This is a genomic window from Bacillus sp. TH25, assembly GCF_016650935.1.
Classification (GTDB): Bacteria; Bacillota; Bacilli; order Bacillales; family Bacillaceae_G; genus Bacillus_A; species Bacillus_A mycoides.
Genome location: NZ_JAEKEU010000002.1, coordinates 290,388 through 308,964, shown reverse-complemented (window position 1 = coordinate 308,964; position 18,577 = coordinate 290,388). Strand labels below are relative to the sequence as shown.

General features: G+C 34.8%; 17 protein-coding genes, 3 pseudogenes and 1 other annotated feature. Of the genes and pseudogenes, 17 read left to right on the top strand and 3 right to left on the bottom strand.

Annotated features, from left to right (window positions below):
- Window positions 1-234: nitroreductase family protein (locus JFT89_RS01680; protein ID WP_483862141.1), on the top strand; the 234-nt coding region annotated here is incomplete at its 5' end.
- A gap of 43 nt (window positions 235-277) precedes the next feature.
- On the opposite strand, the pseudogene JFT89_RS01675 reads toward JFT89_RS01680, so the two are convergent.
- Window positions 278-447, bottom strand: a pseudogene (locus tag JFT89_RS01675) (DNA mismatch repair protein MutT).
- Window positions 448-1,164: 717 nt separating this feature from the next.
- Between JFT89_RS01675 and entFM the strand changes: the two are divergent.
- Window positions 1,165-2,472 carry an enterotoxin EntFM gene (gene entFM / locus JFT89_RS01670; RefSeq protein WP_201039398.1) on the top strand — a complete coding sequence of 436 codons (1,308 nt, stop codon included), beginning with the start codon at window positions 1,165-1,167 and terminating at the stop codon, window positions 2,470-2,472.
- A 167-nt stretch (window positions 2,473-2,639) separates the two neighbouring features.
- On the opposite strand, the gene JFT89_RS01665 is transcribed toward entFM, so the two are convergent.
- A complete protein-coding gene (locus JFT89_RS01665) occupies window positions 2,640-3,404 on the bottom strand; it encodes an alpha/beta fold hydrolase (protein WP_002135756.1) in 765 nt (254 codons plus the stop codon).
- Window positions 3,405-3,679: 275 nt separating this feature from the next.
- Between JFT89_RS01665 and JFT89_RS01660 the strand changes: the two genes are divergently transcribed.
- The 11 genes and pseudogenes from JFT89_RS01660 (at window position 3,680) to JFT89_RS01605 (ending at window position 13,258) form a co-directional block, all read left to right on the top strand.
- Window positions 3,680-5,440 (top strand): ABC transporter ATP-binding protein, encoded by a 1,761-nt coding sequence (locus JFT89_RS01660; protein WP_002031356.1) that lies wholly within the window; start codon window positions 3,680-3,682, stop codon window positions 5,438-5,440.
- Window positions 5,441-5,526: 86 nt separating this feature from the next.
- Window positions 5,527-6,204, top strand: a complete 678-nt coding sequence (gene hitR, locus JFT89_RS01655; RefSeq protein ID WP_002012350.1) for an envelope stress response regulator transcription factor HitR — start codon at window positions 5,527-5,529, stop codon at window positions 6,202-6,204.
- Window positions 6,201-7,274 (top strand): envelope stress sensor histidine kinase HitS, encoded by a 1,074-nt coding sequence (gene hitS, locus JFT89_RS01650; RefSeq protein WP_016094245.1) that lies wholly within the window; start codon window positions 6,201-6,203, stop codon window positions 7,272-7,274. Before hitR ends, hitS begins: the two co-directional genes overlap by 4 nt.
- Before the next feature lie 168 nt (window positions 7,275-7,442).
- Window positions 7,443-8,162, top strand: coding sequence for a 3-ketoacyl-ACP reductase (locus tag JFT89_RS01645; protein WP_000818985.1), 720 nt, complete (start codon window positions 7,443-7,445; stop codon window positions 8,160-8,162).
- 146 nt (window positions 8,163-8,308) lie between these two features.
- Window positions 8,309-8,491 (top strand): annotated as a pseudogene (locus tag JFT89_RS01640) (hypothetical protein); the annotation flags it as partial.
- A 76-nt stretch (window positions 8,492-8,567) separates the two neighbouring features.
- Window positions 8,568-9,065, top strand: a pseudogene (locus tag JFT89_RS30075) (IS607 family transposase).
- 24 nt (window positions 9,066-9,089) lie between these two features.
- Window positions 9,090-10,247, top strand: coding sequence for an RNA-guided endonuclease InsQ/TnpB family protein (locus JFT89_RS01625; protein WP_201039396.1), 1,158 nt, complete (start codon window positions 9,090-9,092; stop codon window positions 10,245-10,247).
- A gap of 127 nt (window positions 10,248-10,374) precedes the next feature.
- A complete protein-coding gene (locus JFT89_RS01620; RefSeq protein ID WP_016094240.1) occupies window positions 10,375-10,893 on the top strand; it encodes an O-methyltransferase in 519 nt (172 codons plus the stop codon).
- Between the two features lie 133 nt (window positions 10,894-11,026).
- Window positions 11,027-11,899 carry an aminoglycoside 6-adenylyltransferase gene (locus JFT89_RS01615; RefSeq protein ID WP_016094239.1) on the top strand — a complete coding sequence of 291 codons (873 nt, stop codon included), beginning with the start codon at window positions 11,027-11,029 and terminating at the stop codon, window positions 11,897-11,899.
- 117 nt (window positions 11,900-12,016) lie between these two features.
- Window positions 12,017-12,847 carry a peptidoglycan-N-acetylglucosamine deacetylase gene (locus JFT89_RS01610; RefSeq protein WP_016094238.1) on the top strand — a complete coding sequence of 277 codons (831 nt, stop codon included), beginning with the start codon at window positions 12,017-12,019 and terminating at the stop codon, window positions 12,845-12,847.
- Between the two features lie 72 nt (window positions 12,848-12,919).
- On the top strand, window positions 12,920-13,258 hold the full coding sequence (locus tag JFT89_RS01605) for an SdpI family protein (protein ID WP_016094237.1): 339 nt from the start codon (window positions 12,920-12,922) through the stop codon (window positions 13,256-13,258).
- A 49-nt stretch (window positions 13,259-13,307) separates the two neighbouring features.
- Here the strand turns inward: JFT89_RS01605 and JFT89_RS01600 are convergent, their stop codons facing one another.
- Entirely contained in the window at window positions 13,308-13,916 is a 609-nt protein-coding gene (locus JFT89_RS01600) for an NUDIX hydrolase (protein ID WP_016094236.1), read from the bottom strand.
- Window positions 13,917-13,997: 81 nt separating this feature from the next.
- Here JFT89_RS01600 and JFT89_RS01595 point away from each other — a divergent pair, with 81 nt between their 5' ends.
- From JFT89_RS01595 to thrB, 4 genes are all read left to right on the top strand, one after another.
- The gene (locus JFT89_RS01595; RefSeq protein ID WP_016094235.1) at window positions 13,998-14,636 is read left to right on the top strand and encodes a pyridoxamine 5'-phosphate oxidase family protein; all 639 of its coding nucleotides are present in this window, start codon (window positions 13,998-14,000) and stop codon (window positions 14,634-14,636) included.
- Between the two features lie 231 nt (window positions 14,637-14,867).
- Window positions 14,868-15,099: a binding site (T-box leader), on the top strand.
- Window positions 15,100-15,253: 154 nt separating this feature from the next.
- Entirely contained in the window at window positions 15,254-16,549 is a 1,296-nt protein-coding gene (locus tag JFT89_RS01590) for a homoserine dehydrogenase (RefSeq protein ID WP_002064915.1), read from the top strand.
- Window positions 16,542-17,600, top strand: a complete 1,059-nt coding sequence (gene thrC / locus JFT89_RS01585) for a threonine synthase (protein ID WP_016094234.1) — start codon at window positions 16,542-16,544, stop codon at window positions 17,598-17,600. The genes JFT89_RS01590 and thrC overlap by 8 nt, the downstream gene beginning before the upstream one ends.
- The gene (thrB, locus tag JFT89_RS01580) at window positions 17,597-18,490 is read left to right on the top strand and encodes a homoserine kinase (RefSeq protein WP_201039395.1); all 894 of its coding nucleotides are present in this window, start codon (window positions 17,597-17,599) and stop codon (window positions 18,488-18,490) included. The genes thrC and thrB overlap by 4 nt, the downstream gene beginning before the upstream one ends.
- Window positions 18,491-18,577: the final 87 nt, after the last annotated feature.

Here is an 18,577-nt window from a genome sequence, read left to right as displayed (position 1 = left end):
TCTCAGCAATCTTCTGGAATGTTGCAATTTGCGATTTGGACAGCATTAGAGATTGAAGGTTTTGGTGCTACATTGCAGCATTATAATCCTTTGATTGATGAAGAAGTAAGGAAAGAATGGGATGTACCTGCAAACTGGAAGTTAACTGCGCAAATGCCATTTGGTAAACCAGTAGTTTCTGCAGGAGATAAAGAATATCAGCCATTAGAAACTCGTGTGAAAATTTACAAATAAAATAAAAAATAAAAGGTGAACAGAGATATAATCTGTTCACCTTTTATAAGTAGTAAGGATTTTTTTGTAGGAATTTTTCATCTGATTTTTTAATTTGTTTTTACGTGTTTCAATAGTTGATACTTTTTGTAATGTTATAATTGAAACGAATTGAAAAAAAGCATAGTACAGTTCTATATTTTTATTTATAGGATCATCTATTATGTTTTTCATAAATATATCTCCTTTTTTTATCTCACTATTTGCGGGCAGTAAGGCTTCCATATCAAAATTCAATGCTACGTATAGAATACCGACCTGTAAAAGTTCGATTGGTTTCAGTGTGGGGTGAATAAAATTTGTATGGATTAAAATCCTACTTTATAGATGATAATATAAATATCCTGAAAATTCCATGGATAGTGAAAAATAGATAGTGGGATGTGCATTTTCGTCAAATTAGAACAGAATTTTTGGAGTTAAATCTTACAAATCGTCAAATCTTTTAAAAACGATGGATAATATCAAAAATAGTTTTCTAAAAATATTATACTATTGATAAAAAAAGCATTTTTTGTCATGATAAGAGTATGCTTCATGGAAGGGACTTTACTAGAAAATACATTCTTTGCATTGTATTAGATTAATAGAGTTTTTTAAAGTGGATAGCAAAAGAAAAATATATATTAAGATAATGAATGGAATGTCGAATTTTCAATGAAATACATAAGAAATTTGAAAAAACCGTTGCAAAAACACACTGTTTAATGATAAAGTTCACATGAAGTTCACACTAAATTCACTTCAATCGTTTAAAATAAACGATGTGTGAAAAATAAAACTCTTGCTAAAAAATGGAACTGGATGAATATTTTACTTTGATAATATTGTAAAGTACTAAGTTTATAGTTTTCTCAAGAGGATAGTAGGGAAAGGAAGTAAAGACAACTTATGAAAAAAGTAATCGCAGGTTTAGCAGCAGCATCTGTAGTAGGTGTAGCAGTTCCAGGAATGGATTCTGCTCATGCACAAGTTTCAAATGATGCGCTAAAAGAAATTAATGGACAAACTCAAAATCAAACTCAAAATCAAACTCAAAATCAAACGACTGTAACTGAAACAAAAAAGGTAGAAACAACTTCTGAATTAAAATACACGGTAACAGCTGATGTATTAAATGTACGTTCAGGTGCTGGTACAGGACATGACGTTATTTCTAAAGTAAAAGCAGGTCAAGTACTTCAAGTAATTGGACAAGAAAACGGTTGGTTCAAAGTTAGTGTAAATGGTCAAACAGGTTATGTAAGTGGGGACTTCGTAACAACTGGTGGCAATAAAGGAACTACTGTTCAACAAGGAACAGGTACTTACACAGTAAACGTTTCTTCACTAAACGTACGTACAGGCCCAAGTGCATCTCATACTGTTTTAGGTTCTGTAAATAAAGGGAAAACAGTTCAAGTTGTAGGTGAAGTTCAAGATTGGTTTAAAATTAACTTCAATGGTGGAACTGGATACGTAAGTAAAGACTTCGTAACAAAAGGTGGTTCAGCTGTATCTAACGAAACTCAGCAACCAACTACAAACAACAACAACAACAACAACAATACTACTACAGTTCAAACTGGTGGATCATATGTTGTTAACACAGGTGCTTTAAAAGTACGCACAGGTCCAGCTACATATAACCCTGTAATTGGTGGGGTAACAAACGGTACAGTATTAAACGTTACTGGCGCTGAAAATGGTTGGTATAAAATTAACCATAACGGCCGTACAGGTTACGTAAGTGCAGACTTTGTGAAGTTTGTAAAAGGCGGAGTGAACAATGTAGTTACTGGTGGTAACGAAGGTACTAATCAAGTACAAAAACCAACAGCACCAACAGGTGGAGATACATCTTCAATCGCTGGATTCGCTAGATCTTTAAATGGTTCACCATACAGAACTGCTGGTACAACACCTGCTGGTTTTGACTGCAGTGGATTCATTCACTACGTATTAAATCAAACTGGTCATAAAGGCGCTCGTCAAACAGTTGCTGGATACTGGAGCTCTAAAACAAAAACTAGCAATCCACAACCAGGTGATTTAGTATACTTCCAAAATACTTATAAATCAGGTCCTTCTCACATGGGCGTTTACTTAGGTAATGGACAGTTCATCAGTGCAGAAACTGACGCAACTGGTGTACGCATTAGCTCTGTAAGCAACTCTTACTGGAGTAAGCACATTTTAGGTTACACAAAAGCATACTAAGAAAAAGTATTTTATATACTTTTCGTATAGAGAAAAGGCTTTCCAGGGAAACTTGGGAAGCCTTTTTCATAGTTGGATAAACTAAAAGTATAGTAGTATTTATCCTGCTATTTGCGGGATAATAATCAGCGGGGGATGGACAAACCCCCGCTGATTAAAGTTTCACTTTATGTCAATTTCCCATGCAAAAACTTAGCATATAAATCATGAAAATAGTTTGGACGGAATAAGTTTGCTGCATGACCTGCTAATGGAATTTCTTTATATAAAACGTTCGGAAGAATGGACTTCAAATCAAAGAGACAAGATTTATAGAGATGATCATGTTCACCCATTACCCATAGTATAGGGTGGGGAAGTGCTTTTAATTTAGATTTCAAGTCGAATTCTAAGCGATGTCGTAATGACTCAGCAATAATGGACGAGTGTAATTGTAATCCGAAACGGTAATAAATATTTCGTGAAATAACAGCGAACGGATTTGCCCTTAGTATTCCACTTGGAAAAATAGTACTAGCATACTGAGAAAGCCAAGATGAATATTCATCACCGCGTTTTTCCCAAAAATTCTGAAAAACATTATATAAACGGGAAGGGTTATTATAATGTCCACCAATATGACAAATACTCAATACTTTTTCTGGATGCATTTGTGCAAATGTCGTAGAGATATAACAGCCATAGCTTAGAGCACAAATATGAGCCTTTTTAATTCCCTCTTTTTCATACAAGTTCAATAATTGATCTACGAGGCGCTGTATTGAAAAGTCGATAGCTTCTCCTTTATCGTCGCCGTGACCTAATAAATCATAAGTTATAATGTTGTAGGAGGCAGAAAATCGTTTATGCTCTTTTTTGAAGGCGCGGCGATTTCCAACTAATCCATGAATAAAAATGATTGTTTCCTTTTCGGAATGTTTATTTGTTTGCAAAAAGGATACTCCTTTCAATGCTGGAGATTTATATAGTGTTTTAAATTAGCTAATTGATAAAATTAGTTATATATTTTCTATGCGTAGTCTATAATTTACATAGAATAATAATAAGTACCAGGTAATAATATCAGATATTTATACTTGTTGTAAAGATGAGTTTATATGTATATTTTGTAAAATTAGAAAAAAGTGTGTTTACATTCAGTTTACATTTATAGCGTATTCTAGTTTTAGAAAGAATAGTTTTGTTTATAACGAGGAGATGAACGACAATGGAAGTTAGGAATACAGAAAAGAAAAAAGGGAATTGGAGGCAGTTTTTACGTCTCATTCAAGATACAAATCCACCGAAAGGCATTCTTATTTTTGCATTAATAATGAGCTTACTTTCTACTGGAGCGAGTTTGTTTATTCCAATGCTGACAAAAGGTTTAGTTGATAATTTTTCACTTTCTTCAATTAGTACGGGACAAATTGTTGGATTAATTGCATTCTTTATTATTCAAACAATTGCTGCAGGATTGTCAATTTATTTACTGAATTATATTGGACAAAAAATTGTAGCTGGACTTAGAGAACGATTGTGGAAAAAGGTACTTATTTTACCAGTTTCTTATTATGATCAAAACAGAACGGGAGATACAATTAGTCGTATGACAAATGATACAGGTGTTGTTAAAACATTAATTTCTGAGCATTTGTCAAACTTATTAACAGGTGGTATCTCAATTATTGGGTCATTAATTGTATTATTTGTTTTAGACTGGAAAATGACAATTTTACTTTTAACGGTTATTCCATTATCGGTACTAATTTTAGTTCCACTTGGACGGAAAATGTATAAGATTTCAAAAGCACTTCAAGATGAAACGGCTTCTTTTACTAGTGTATTAACACAAGTACTATCAGAAATTCGTTTAGTAAAATCTTCAAATACGGAAAAAAAAGAATATGAAACAGGTAATACAGGTATCCAAAAATTATTGCAATTTGGTTTGAAAGAAGGAAAAGTGCAAGCATTAATTTCACCTGTTATGTCGTTTGTTTTAATGGCATTGCTTGTTATTATCGTAGGGTATGGTGGAATGCGAGTTTCTAGTGGTGCATTAACAACAGGTGAACTTGTAGCATTTATTTTGTATTTAGTTCAAATTATTATGCCGATGAGTCAGTTATCTATGTTCTTTACTCAGTTCCAAAAAGCAATTGGTGCAACCGAAAGAATTAATACGATTTTAGAATATGAAGTAGAAGATCATGAAACAGGTATGAATGTTACAAATGCGAAGCAGCCGATCGTTATTGAAAATGTACATTTTGAGTATAACGAAGAAGAGAAAATCTTGAAAAATATCGACTTCACGATTGAATCTGGAAAAGTAACGGCGATTGTAGGACCAAGTGGTAGCGGAAAAACAACTTTATTCTCGCTGTTAGAACGTTTTTATGAGCCAACTAGTGGTTTCATAAAATTAGGGAAAGAACCAATTACAGCATATTCATTACAATCATGGCGACGTCAAATTGGTTACGTTTCACAAGATAGTCCGTTAATTGATGGAACGATTCGTGATAATATTTGTTACGGTGTTGAGGGTGAAGTGACGGATGAAGAAATTGAAAAAGTAGCAGCGATGGCGTATGTTGATGCGTTTATTCATGATTTACCAAGTGGATACGCAACAGAAGTTGGAGAGCGTGGTGTGAAGCTTTCTGGAGGGCAAAGACAACGAATTGCGATTGCTCGAGCGTTACTACGAAATCCGCAAATCCTTATGTTAGATGAAGCGACTTCAAGTCTTGATAGTAAATCGGAATCGGTTGTTCAGAAGGCGTTAAATAACTTAATGAAAGGTAGAACAACTTTAGTTATTGCGCATAGACTTTCTACTGTTGTAGATGCAGATAAAATTATCTTTATTGAAAAAGGGAATCTTACAGGAAGTGGCTCACATGATGAGTTATTACGGACACATGACATGTACCGTGAATTTGCAATGCAACAATTGAAAATTAAAGAAGGAGCATTATAGAATGAAAACAATCAGTGAAGGGGCACTTCACTGATTGTTGATTTTAGAGTGCTAAAAAGTATGTTAAGCAGAAAGGATATGATTCCTTGATACCCAAAATTTTAATTGTAGATGATGATCCGCACATTAGAGAACTTGTTTCTGTATTTTTGGAACGAGAAGGTTTTCAAACATATGAGGCCGTTGATGGATTAGATGCTCTTCGAAAAATAGAAGAAGTGAAAGTCGATATGGCGATTCTTGATATTATGATGCCAAATATGGATGGGTTTGATTTATGTTATGAATTAAGAAAATACTATGATATCCCAATTCTTATGCTGACTGCTAAAGGTGAAACATCTCAAAAAGTAAAAGGATTTCACCTCGGAACAGATGATTATCTTGTAAAACCATTTGATCCTTTAGAATTAGTTGTGAGAGTGAAGGCGTTATTGAAACGTTACCAAATTACAGTATCGCAATCTATTCAAGTTGGGAATGTACTGTTAAATCGTAAAACATTTGAAGTTAACGTTGGAGAACAAACGGTGACGCTGCCGCTAAAAGAATTTGAGTTGCTCTTTACATTAGGATCTAAAGCGGGAAGAACTTGTTCAAGAGAGCAATTAATAGAAGACGTATGGGGATATGATTTTGAAGGGAATGAACGCACGCTAGACGTTCATATTAATCGGTTGCGTGAAAAGTTTCAAGAAGAGCTATCGAAGTTTAGTATAAGGACGATAAGGGGCTTAGGGTATCGCTTAGAGGTAAGTAAATGAGAAAAAGAGAAAGAATGAGTAAGATGAAGATGTTAAAAGTAATAGGGGCGATAGTAGCGCTCTTTGCTTTTCTTACTATAATTTGGTCAATAGCCTTTTTTGTATCGTCTAGTCTAATGAAAGCTTTTGAAATAAACGTATCGCCTTTTATTAGTTTTCTAATTAGTGATATGGTCGGCTTTGTTTTTATCGTTCTTATTTGGACATTAATCGGGATTTTAATGAGACCGAAGCGAGAGGCGATGATTTGGACGATCATTGAACCGATACAAAAAATTGCAAAAGGGGACTTCTCTGTAAAAATACGGAATGAAGAAAAGTATGATGGCGAAATTGGTGTGCTTGTAAAAAGTATTAACGATATGACGGATGAACTTAATGCAATGGAGAAAATGAGACAAGAATTTGTATCGAATGTTTCTCATGAAATACAGTCGCCATTAACATCTATTAAGGGATTTGCTCGAGCGCTACAAGATGATAATCTACCAGTTGAAAAAAGAAAACATTATCTTACTATTATTGAAACTGAAACAACGCGATTATCTAAATTGAGTCAAAATTTATTGAAGCTAACACTTTTAGAGTCAGAGGAGTATTCACCAGAAAGAGCCACTTATCGATTAGATCAACAGTTGAAACAAATTGTGTTAAATAGTGAGCCTCTTTGGGATGAAAAAGGACTTGAGCTAGATCTTGATATGGATAAAGTGTGTGTTACTGCAGACAAAGAAAGTATGAGCCAAGTATGGATTAATTTAATTCATAACAGTATTAAATTCACACCAAATGGTGGCACGATTACAATTCATTTAAAAGAACATAAGGAATTCCTGGAAGTAAGTATTCATGATACGGGAATTGGTATATCCGAAGAACAGAAACAACATATTTTTGAACGTTTTTATAAAGCGGATTCTTCACGAAACCGTGCTTATGGAGGAAGTGGCTTAGGTTTAGCGATTGTAAAAAAAGTACTCGACCTTCATCAAGGAGAAATAAAAGTTGAGAGTGTAGAAGGAAATGGTACAGAATTTATTGTGCGTATTCCAAATCATGAAGAAAAATAGTGTTAGAAGGAGGCCTTCTAACACTATTTTTCTTTAAAAATGCATTTACCATTACTATAGTTACCTATAAGTAACCTACGCACATAAAAGTGCATCATTGCCTTTTTGCATAAACATAGATACACTTTTAATATAATAAACAACTGAGATGATTAAGGAGTGTTACACTTGGCAGAATTATTACAAGGAAAAAATGCTTTAATTACAGGAGCAGGTAGAGGGATTGGTCGTGCTGTAGCGATTGCGTTAGCGAAAGAAGGCGTAAATGTAGGTCTTTTAGCTCGTTCAGAAGAAAACTTAAAAGCTGTAGCGAAAGAAGTGGAAGCAGAAGGTGTAAAAGCTGTTATTGCGACTGCTGATGTATCTTCATATGAAGAAGTAACGACTGCAATTGAAACGTTAAAAAATGGTTTAGGATCTATCGATATTTTAATTAATAACGCTGGTATTTCTAAGTTCGGTAAGTTTTTAGAACTAGACGTTGCTGATTGGGAAAAAATCATTCAAGTAAACTTAATGGGTGTATACTATGCAACTCGTGCAGCTTTACCAAGTATGATTGAACAACAATCTGGTGATATCATTAACATTTCATCTACAGCAGGACAAAAAGGTGCACCAGTAACAAGTGCATATAGTGCTTCTAAATTTGGTGTTCTTGGTTTAACAGAATCGTTAGCAATGGAAGTTCGTAAACATAACATTCGTGTAACGGCTTTAACTCCAAGTACAGTAGCAACTGATATGGCTGTAGATTTAGGATTAACTGATGGAAATCCGGATAAAGTTATGCAAGCAGAAGATATTGCAGAGTTTATCGTAGCGCAGCTGAAGTTAAATAAACGTACATTTATTAAATCTGCTGGACTTTGGTCTACTAATCCGTAAGGGATAAATTTATAAAAAAGAGGGATATCTATTCTGTAATGGAGTGGGTGTCCCTTCTTTATTCTTTGTATTTGAAACTGAATTTTCGGTATAATCAAATGTGAATGGTAGAAAAGTATTAAAAAATTGAAGGGGATGGTATTTTCATGAGTAAGATTGAGAAATGGACGGCTGTTGATCAATATATGAGTGATGTATTAATACCGAAAGATTCTATATTAGAAGAAGTTCTTCAAGCAAATGCTGTAGCTAATTTGCCAGCACATGATGTATCGCCGACTCAAGGGAAGTTTTTACAACTATTAGTACAAATTCAAGAAGGAAACAACAGTAAGTGAAAACACAGACATATATATATATTAAAATATAAACATTAAATGATATTTGTCGAAAGAGTTTTCAGAGATGATTAATGTGTCTGTTAAGACATTAAACAGATGGGATAATCAAGGTGCTTTAATTGCTTACCGAAACCCAAAGAGAAGAAGATACTATACAGAAGGACTGTATAGAAAATATATGGAAAATAAAGTAGGTAAAACAGTTATTTACACAAGAGTATCAAACCAAGGACAAAAAGATAAATTAGAGAATCAGATTGAGTGTTTGAAAGCATTCGCAAATGCATGAGGGATGATAGTAGATGAAGTTATCAGAGATAGTGTTAGTGGATTAAACTACAAAAGAAACAAGAGGAATAAATTGCTTGATGACTGCATGGAGAGAAATGTTTCAACCATCATCATCGCACACAAAGATAGGTTTGTTCGTTTTGGTTACGACTGGTTTGGGAGATTCCTTCATAAGATGGGAATCGAAGTTATCATTGTTACTAATGAAAAGTTGTCCCTACAAGAAGAACTTGCTCAGTATTTTATATCTATCATTCATGCTATAGATTGAGAAAATGTCGGAGGATGAAGAACTATGAAAAAAGCCTATCTAATAGAGATTAAGCCGACAAATGAACAAATAACCAAGATTAATCAAACGATTGGAGTGTGCAGGTATGTTTACAATCTATACCTATCTAAAAACAAAGAGATATATGAATCCGAGGGGAAATTTCTTAGTGGCTATGACTTTTCTAAATGGCTAAACAACATTCATACGAAAGAGTGCGACCAGTGGATAAAAGAAGTATCAAGTAAAGCCGTAAAACAAGCGATTATGAACGGTGATAAAGCTTTTAAGCGATTTTTTAAGGGTTTATCTAAGTTTCCACGCTACAAGAAAAAGAAAAATGAAGATGTAAAATGTTATTTCCCTAAGAACAATAAAACAGATTGGACAGTGGAAAGACATAGAGTAAAAATCCCTACGATTGGATGGATGAGATTAAAAGAGCATGGATATATCCCGAAAGATGCGGTTGTAAAAAGCGGAACGATATCTAAAAGAGCAGGAAGATACTTTGTATCTGTGCTTTGCGAATTGGAAGAAACAAAAGCGAAGTCAACACTTAATTCAACAGGTTTAGGGATTGATTTAGGGGTGAAAGATTTCGCTGTACGTAGCGATGGAAAAACTCACAAAAATATAAATAAAACAGGGAAAGTAAAAAAGATAGAAAAACGGTTAAGACGTGAGCAACGTTCTTTATCACGTAAATTTAACAATATAAAAAAGAGAGGTGAACAATCAGTTACTAATAAAAGAGCGAATATAGATAAAAATATTCTTAGGGTACAAAAGTTGCACGCTCGATTAGCGAATATTCGACTAGAGTATGTAAAGTCTATTGTAACAAATGTGGTGAAAACCAAGCCAATGTTTATTACAGTGGAAGATTTGAATGTGAAAGGTATGCTGAAGAATAAACATCTATCTAAAACAATTGCCAAGCAGTCTTTTTATGCTTTTAAAACGTGGCTTTTGACTAAATGTGAGGAATATGGAATTGAATTACGTCAAGTAGACCGGTTTTATCCATCGTCAAAGTTGTGCTCATGTTGCGGTCAAAAGAAAGTAGACTTAAAGCTATCCGACCGAGTATATGAATGTGACTGTGGAAATGTAATGGATAGAGATTTGAACGCGTCAATCAACCTGTTACAAGCAAAAGAATATACAGTACTAACGTAAATAGACTGTATATATGTACGATGGGCTACATCGGAATTTACGCCTGTGGAGTGTTAAATCAAACTGTAGTAGCAAGTAATTAGCGAAACAGGATACATAGAAGCAGGAATACTCTAAGAATATATATTTGTCTATATTTTTAGTAGCAGCTCGTAACATTTTAGAAATTGGCACTCTAGGCGGATATAGTACTATATGGCTTGCAAGAGCATTGCCATCTGGAGGACGAATTGTTACATTAGAAGCAAGTGAAAAGCATGCTGAAATTGCACGTAGCAATATTGAGCGTGCCAATTTGAATGATAGAATTGAAATACGAGTAGGATTAGCGTTAGATTCTTTAAAACAAATAGAAAATGAGAAGTATGAACCATTTTATTTTATTTTCATAGATGCTGATAAACAAAATAACCCTGCTTATTTTGAATGGGCACTGAAACTATCACGCCCTGGTACTGTAATTATTGGGGATAACGTAGTACGTGAAGGAGAAGTTATTGACAATACTAGTAACGACCCTCGTGTACAAGGGATACGCCGTTTTTATGAGCTAATAGCTGCGGAGCCTCGTGTAAGTGCTACAGCGCTTCAAACTGTCGGAAGTAAAGGGTATGATGGATTTGTAATGGCAGTCGTAAAAGAGTGATGTAAGGAGGTAAAAGGGATGAAAAAGAAGTTTCAAAAATTATAACATGTATTGTGTGCAGCGCAGTTAGCTCGTGGACCTCCAACATACATAACAATATAAGTTTATATAAAAAATTGGAGGTTAGGAATAGATGAGAACTGAAAAAGAAATGCTAGACTTAATTATAAATACAGCAAAAGAGGATGAAAGAATTCGAGCTGTCATCATGAATGGGTCACGTGTGAATCCAAATGTGAAAAAAGATTGTTTTCAAGACTATGATATTATTTATGTTGTAAAAGATATACAATCTTTTACGTGTAATCATAGTTGGATTAATAGATTTGGAGAAATAATGATTGTGCAAATGCCGGAAGAAATGTCGTTAGTTCCAGCGGATGAAGACGGGAAATTTCCGTATTTAATGCAGTTTATGGATGGAAACCGGATTGATTTAATGCTAGTTCCAGTGGATTTAATAAATAAATTTATTGGACAGGATAGTTTAAGTAAATTGCTACTTGATAAAGATAATTGTATTGGCGAGTTTGCACCAGCAAACGATAATGATTACATGATAAAAAAGCCTACAGAAAAAGAGTTTTTGGATTGCTGTAATGAATTTTGGTGGTGCAGTACAAATGTAGGAAAAGGATTGTGGCGCGAGGAACTTTCTTATGCGAAAGGGATGCTTGAAGGCCCTGTACGAGATATGTTGGTTGTAATGCTAGAGTGGCATATCGGTATGAAAACAGAGTTTACAGTTAATGCTGGGAAGTTTGGAAAGCATTTCGAACAATATGTTGAAAAAGATGTCTGGGAGCAGTTTAAAAGGACATTTTCAAATGCAGAATATGAAAACATTTGGGATTCATTTTTCGTAAGGGGTGATTTATTTAGGAAAGTTGCGAACGAAATTGCTAACACTTATGAATATCAATATCCGCAAGATGCCGATGACAAAGTGTCGAGTTATTTAAAGCATGTAAGAAAATTACCGAAAGATAGTAAAGTAATTTATTAAGTATATAAATCAGTAAGACTGTCCTAATTACGGACAGTCTTATTTTTGTTCATGAATAAGAATTTCTCTAACAAAGTGCAGCTGAATCACATATGAAATTTTAGGGAGGTTTTTATCATGTATTATTTTTATTCACCAGAAATGTTCGTTCCATTTCCTTTGGGGCTAGAACGCAATATTTCGTATGCTTATATGCCATATCATTCATTTTATTATGGAGACTATGTAAATGCGATGCCATACGCATTACATGTTCCTCAAAATTATGAAGCCGAAATGAAAGAAGAGGATCGAGGGTCATGGACACCATTTTCGTGGGCCGAAAAATATGCGTATGCATTTTCAGGACCATACAATAAAGCAGAAGTGGCTCTTACATTTGATGATGGACCAGATTTAGTATTTACGCCAAAAATTTTAGATAAGTTAAAACAACATAATGTAAAAGCTACTTTTTTCCTGCTTGGTGAAAATGCAGAAAGGTATCCAAATGTAGTAAAGCGTATCGCTAATGAAGGGCATGTAATTGGTAATCATACGTATAGTCATCCGAATTTAGCGAAAGTAAATGAGGCTGAGTACCATAATCAAATTATAAAAACGGAAGAAATATTAAATCGTTTAGCTGGTTATGCACCGAAGTTTATACGTCCGCCGTACGGTGAAATACTTGAAAATCAATTGAAGTGGGCGACAGAACAAAATTTTATGATTGTACAGTGGAGTGTTGATACGGTTGATTGGAAAGGTGTAAGTGCTGATACAATTACAAATAATGTGTTAGGGAATTCATTTCCAGGTAGTGTTATACTTCAACATTCAACTCCAGGTGGACATTTACAAGGATCAGTAGAGGCGCTAGACAAAATCATTCCACAGTTAAAAACGAAAGGAGCGCGTTTTGTAACACTTCCAAGTATGTTCCAGACATCTAAAGAGAGAAAGTGAAAATGTTAATAATTGGAACATGCAAAGTTGTATAGTATAATGAAAGTGTAAGTTAGGAGGTGGATATGATTGATGTATGCACTAGTAAACATAGGAATAAGCATATTGATTGGTATTATATTTATACTTGCCGCACTTATTCTTCAAAAAAATCCACCAACGGATATTAACGCAGCATACGGTTACCGTACGAAACGATCAATGAAAAATAAGGAATTATGGGATGCGGGTAACAAGTATAGTGCAGAAGTGATGAATCAAAATGGATTTATTATGATGTTAATTGGAAGTGTTATTAGTATATTGTTTAGATATCCCCATACAACAGCAGTGATTATGGCTGTCATGCTATTGTTAATTATACGTTTAATCATCCGAGTAGAGAAAAGGCTAAAGAAACTTGAGAAATAATGGAAAAAACATGACTCCCGAGTATTATTAGCTGGGAGTCATATTTTATTTACAAACTATTATTTTTTAGCAATTCTTTGCCTTGTTCTACAACAAATTCATAGTATTCAAGATCATACGGATAAATATCTTCAAATGTTATTGTTATCGGTTTACTGTTTAGAGCAGAAATAGTCGTTATAGATGAAATATCCCTTTTTAATAGTTGTAGAAAAGAAGTTGCATGTACTTTCATCACATCGTCTACTTCTTCACCTGGTGCAAATGGAAGTGGCTTTATTACATTGTGAAAATACATATGACAAAACTCACGATCAGTAAGGTTTGAAATTTCATAATCTATTTTATAGATTCCTTTGTATGTTAAATCAGCCGTTTGGAAGGAAAGACCCAATTCTTCCTCAATTTCACGTAGACCGCCAATTTGTACATCTTCATCATGCATAATATGTCCGGCGGATGTAATATCCCATATACCTGGAGCTTCTTTTTTATTTTTAGAGCGTAATTGGAAATATAAGAACATATCCTCAGCATCTTTTTCTACAAACCAGCAATGAAATGTTTCGTGCCAATCACCGTCACGATGCACGTCATCACGTAATTTCTTTCCAAGTGTATTTCTTTCAGGATCAAATATTGTTAACCACTCTGTCATTTAAATTCCCCTTTCTGCAAATTTTATTATACAATATTTGTATTGAATTTTGGAAAAAAAAAGAAAAAGGAGTGATTATTAGTGAAGATAGAGAGTAAGAAAATAAAATCAATAATTTCAACTGAGGAAGAATTACGACAAATATTAGGGCAACCAAGTGAGCGAGCTTTGAAAAAAGTTATTTCATCACTTGATCATCATTGTGTAGATTTTCTGTCTAAATCTCCTTTTCTAGTATTATCTACTGCAAATAAATTAGGAGAGTGTGATGCTTCGCCGAGAGGAGACGCACCTGGATTTGTATATGTATTAAATAATAATAAAATTATCATTCCAGAAAGGCCGGGCAATCGTCGTATAGATTCAATTTTAAATATTATTTCAAATCCAAATGTAGGGTTAATCTTTTTTATTCCTGGTCTTGGGGAAACACTCCGAATAAACGGTACAGCATATATTACAAACGATGAAGAAATTTTGAAAGAAATGCAGGCGAATGGACGTAATCCGTTACTTGGAATTGTTGTTGAGATAGAGGAGTGCTATATCCATTGTGCAAAAGCTTTTATACGTTCAAAAATGTGGGATCCAGAATCGTGGTTAAATAGAAAAGAGCTACCTTCAGCAGCGAAGATGTTATTAGAGCATGCGAAAGTGAATGCTTCAGAAGAGGAAGTTAGACGTTCTTTAGAAGAAAGTTATACGAAAAGATTGTATTGAAAATTATTTTATTAATATAGTTTAGGTAAGAGCGAAACTTCTCGTTTTAGAATGAGATTTTCATATGTGAACTGCTGGTTTATAAGTTACGAAGTTGTAAGATACGTAATAAGAGGAGTCTTCATGAAATGTTATTGTGAAATATAATGAAAACTTATCTTTAAAATAGTTAGTAAAAATAGGCTTGCTTTTTAAAAAATTGATAACTATAGTTAACAAATAGACATGAACGAAAAAGTAATGACAAGGACATGGAATCATTTTTACGGTTTACAGAGAGGGAAGCCAAGGGTGTGAGCTTCCTAACACGAGAAATGGTTTTACCACCTTTGAACTTCAATAGTGAACGAGTAATCTAGTAATTATTGACGGTATCAGCCGTTATCTGAACTTGAGCAACCTAGAAGGAAATAAATCTGGGTTGGAACAAGGGTGGAACCACGAAAACACATTCGTCCCTTTCCTAGGGATGAGTGTGTTTTTTTATTACTTTGAAAGGAGGTGCGGTAACATGAAACGATTAGTACGTACGGAAATAACCACCACCTGCATGAAAAAATGGCAGAGCAAGGTGATTGATAGAGATAAAAAATAAAATTTTAGGAGGAGATTAGAAGATGAATAAGGTTATTAATGTTGGGGTATTAGGGTTAGGTACTGTCGGAAGTGGTGTTGTCCATATTTTGAAAGAACATTATCGAAAGATCGCTCTTGATACAGGATATGAAGTAAAGGTAAAGACAGTCGTTGTACGTGATTTGGAAAAGGAACGTGATGTTTGCATTGATGGAATCGTAGTAACAAGTAATGTCGATGAAGTTCTAAATGATTCAAATATTGATATTGTAGTAGAGGTAATGGGCGGAATTGAAGAAGCGAAAGAGCATATTGTTAAGGCTTTACAAAGTAAGAAACATGTCGTAACAGCAAATAAAGATTTAATGGCCGTATACGGTGCGGAGCTTTTGCAACTGGCAAATAAAAATGAATGTGATTTATGTTATGAAGCAAGTGTAGCGGGTGGGATTCCGATATTAAGAGGATTAACAGACGGGCTAGCGTCAGATCAAATTGAAAAAATAATGGGAATCGTAAATGGAACAACAAATTATATGTTAACAAAGATGAGTCAAAATGGATGGTCGTATGAAGAGGCTTTACAGGAGGCACAAAAATTAGGTTTCGCAGAATCTGATCCAACAGCGGATGTAGATGGGCTAGATGCTGCGAGAAAGGTAGCAATTCTTGCAAACTTAGGTTTTTCGATGAATGTTTCTTTAGATGATGTTCAAGTTAGAGGTATTCGAAAGGTTGAAAAAGAAGATTTAGAGATGGCCGAAAAATTAGGATTTACTATGAAATTAATTGGTAAAGCTGAAAAACAAGGATCATCCATTCACTTAAGTGTAGAACCGACTTTATTACCAAGTCATCATCCGCTATCGAATGTGAATAATGAATTCAATGCGGTGTATGTTCACGGTCAAGCAGTAGGAGAAGTGATGTTTTACGGACCTGGAGCTGGGAAGTTACCAACTGGTTCTGCTGTAGTAAGTGACATTATTTCAATCGTTAAAAATATGAATCAAGTTCCGAAAAATAAAAGTGTATTAAAAGAACCGGAGCCGTATGAATTACAAGGAGATGAAGAAGTAGTTTCGAAATACTTTTTGCGCATTTCATTACGAGATGAGCCTGGAATGTTTAAAAAAATAACAGAATGTTTCGTTGATTATTCTGTGAGTTTAAAAGAGGTAATTCAATTACCTTTGAACCGTGAGCTTGCAGAAGTCGTTGTTGTGACGCATCGAACTTCAAAATATCAATTCGAACAAGTTTTAGGGGCGATAGAAGATGTCGCAAGTGAAATAAACAGTTACTACATTATTGAGGAGGAAAAACAATATGTATAAAGGACTATTAAACCAGTACGCTTCGTATTTACCGGTGAATGAAAACACACCTGATGTCAGCTTAATGGAAGGAAATACACCCCTTATTCCATTATTAAATATATCAAAACAATTAGGGATTCAGTTATACGGAAAGTATGAAGGAGCGAATCCAACAGGTTCTTTTAAAGACCGTGGTATGGTAATGGCAGTTGCAAAGGCGAAAGAAGAAGGGGCAGAGGCAATCATTTGTGCATCTACAGGTAATACATCGGCATCAGCTGCAGCTTATGCGGCACGCCTAGGGATGAAATGTATTATCGTAATACCAGAAGGAAAAATTGCGCATGGGAAATTAGCGCAAGCAGTTGCTTATGGAGCGGAGATTATTTCAATAGAAGGGAATTTCGATGATGCACTTAGAGCTGTAAGAAATATTGCTGCAGAAGAGCCGATTACATTAGTAAACTCAGTGAATCCTTATCGAATTGAAGGGCAAAAAACAGCGGCATTTGAAATTTGTGACCAGTTGCAAAACGCACCAGATGTTCTAGCTATCCCTGTTGGAAATGCTGGGAATATTACAGCATATTGGAAAGGGTTCTGTGAATACGAGAAAGAAAAAGGCTATAAGAAGCCAAGAATTCACGGCTTTGAAGCGGAAGGAGCGGCGGCAATTGTAAAAGGACATGTAATTGAGGCGCCTGAAACAATTGCAACAGCGATTCGCATCGGTAATCCGGCAAGTTGGTCGTATGCAGTAGAGGCTGCCGAACAATCTAATGGTGAAATAGATATGGTGTCAGATGAGGAGATTTTACATGCGTATAGATTATTAGCAAAAACTGAAGGAGTTTTCGCAGAGCCAGGATCAAATGCTTCATTAGCGGGCGTAATTAAACATGTTCAATCTGGAAAAATCAAAAAAGGTGAAACAGTTGTTGCAGTATTAACTGGAAACGGTTTAAAAGATCCTGATATCGCTATTTCTTCTAATAAATTAGACATTGCAAGTGTGTCAAATGATATAGAACAAATTAAAGATCATATTAAAGGGGTGATTATGTCGTGATACCATTAAAAGTTCGTGTTCCTGCTAGTACAGCGAATGTTGGACCAGGATTTGATTCTGTTGGAATAGCTTTGTCATTATATTTAGAAGTAAGTGTAAAGGGAGAAGCTGATAAGTGGCAAGTGATACATTCTTTTGACGATTCAATTCCAAAAGACGATAAAAATTTAATTGTTAGCACGGCATGTAAAGTATGTCCTTCTTTATCACCCCATATAATAGAAGTTACTAGTAATATTCCGCTGACAAGAGGGCTAGGAAGTAGCGCATCAGCGATTGTAGCAGGAATAGAGCTTGCGAATCAACTTGGAAATTTACATTTAACGACTGATCAAAAAGTTCAAATTGCTACAAATTTTGAAGGACATCCAGATAATGTCGCTGCTTCTATTCTAGGTGGAACTGTAATCGGAGCACTGGATGGAAAGAATGTTTCGGTTGTAAGGATTGAAAGTAAGGAATTAGGCGTAATTTCTCTTATTCCGAATGAAGAGCTAAATACGGAGGAAAGTCGATCTGTATTACCAGAGATGTTTCCGTTTCATGAAGCGGTTAAGGCTAGTGCGATAAGTAACGTATTAGTAGCTGCATTATGCCAAAAGAAGTGGGAAGTTGTAGGTGAAATGATGGAAAGAGATCATTTCCACGAGCCATATCGTTTAGAACTTGTACCGTTATTACCATCAATTCGTAAATGTGCAAAAGAATTCGGAGCATATGGCACAGCGCTTAGTGGTGCGGGACCATCCATTTTTATTTTAACTCCGTACGAGAAGCGTAAAGAAATAGCTGACCAATTAGCGAGAGTATTTGCAGCTATGAAAGTATGTGAGCTTGAAATTGATCATAAAGGGACTACTGTAAATAAGGAAGAACATATTGGATTATAAAGAAAGCTAGCATCGCTAGCTTTCTTTACGTTATGGAGAATCTATTTTAAAGGGGATTTTTCGGAATGAACATTAATTTTAGAGGTG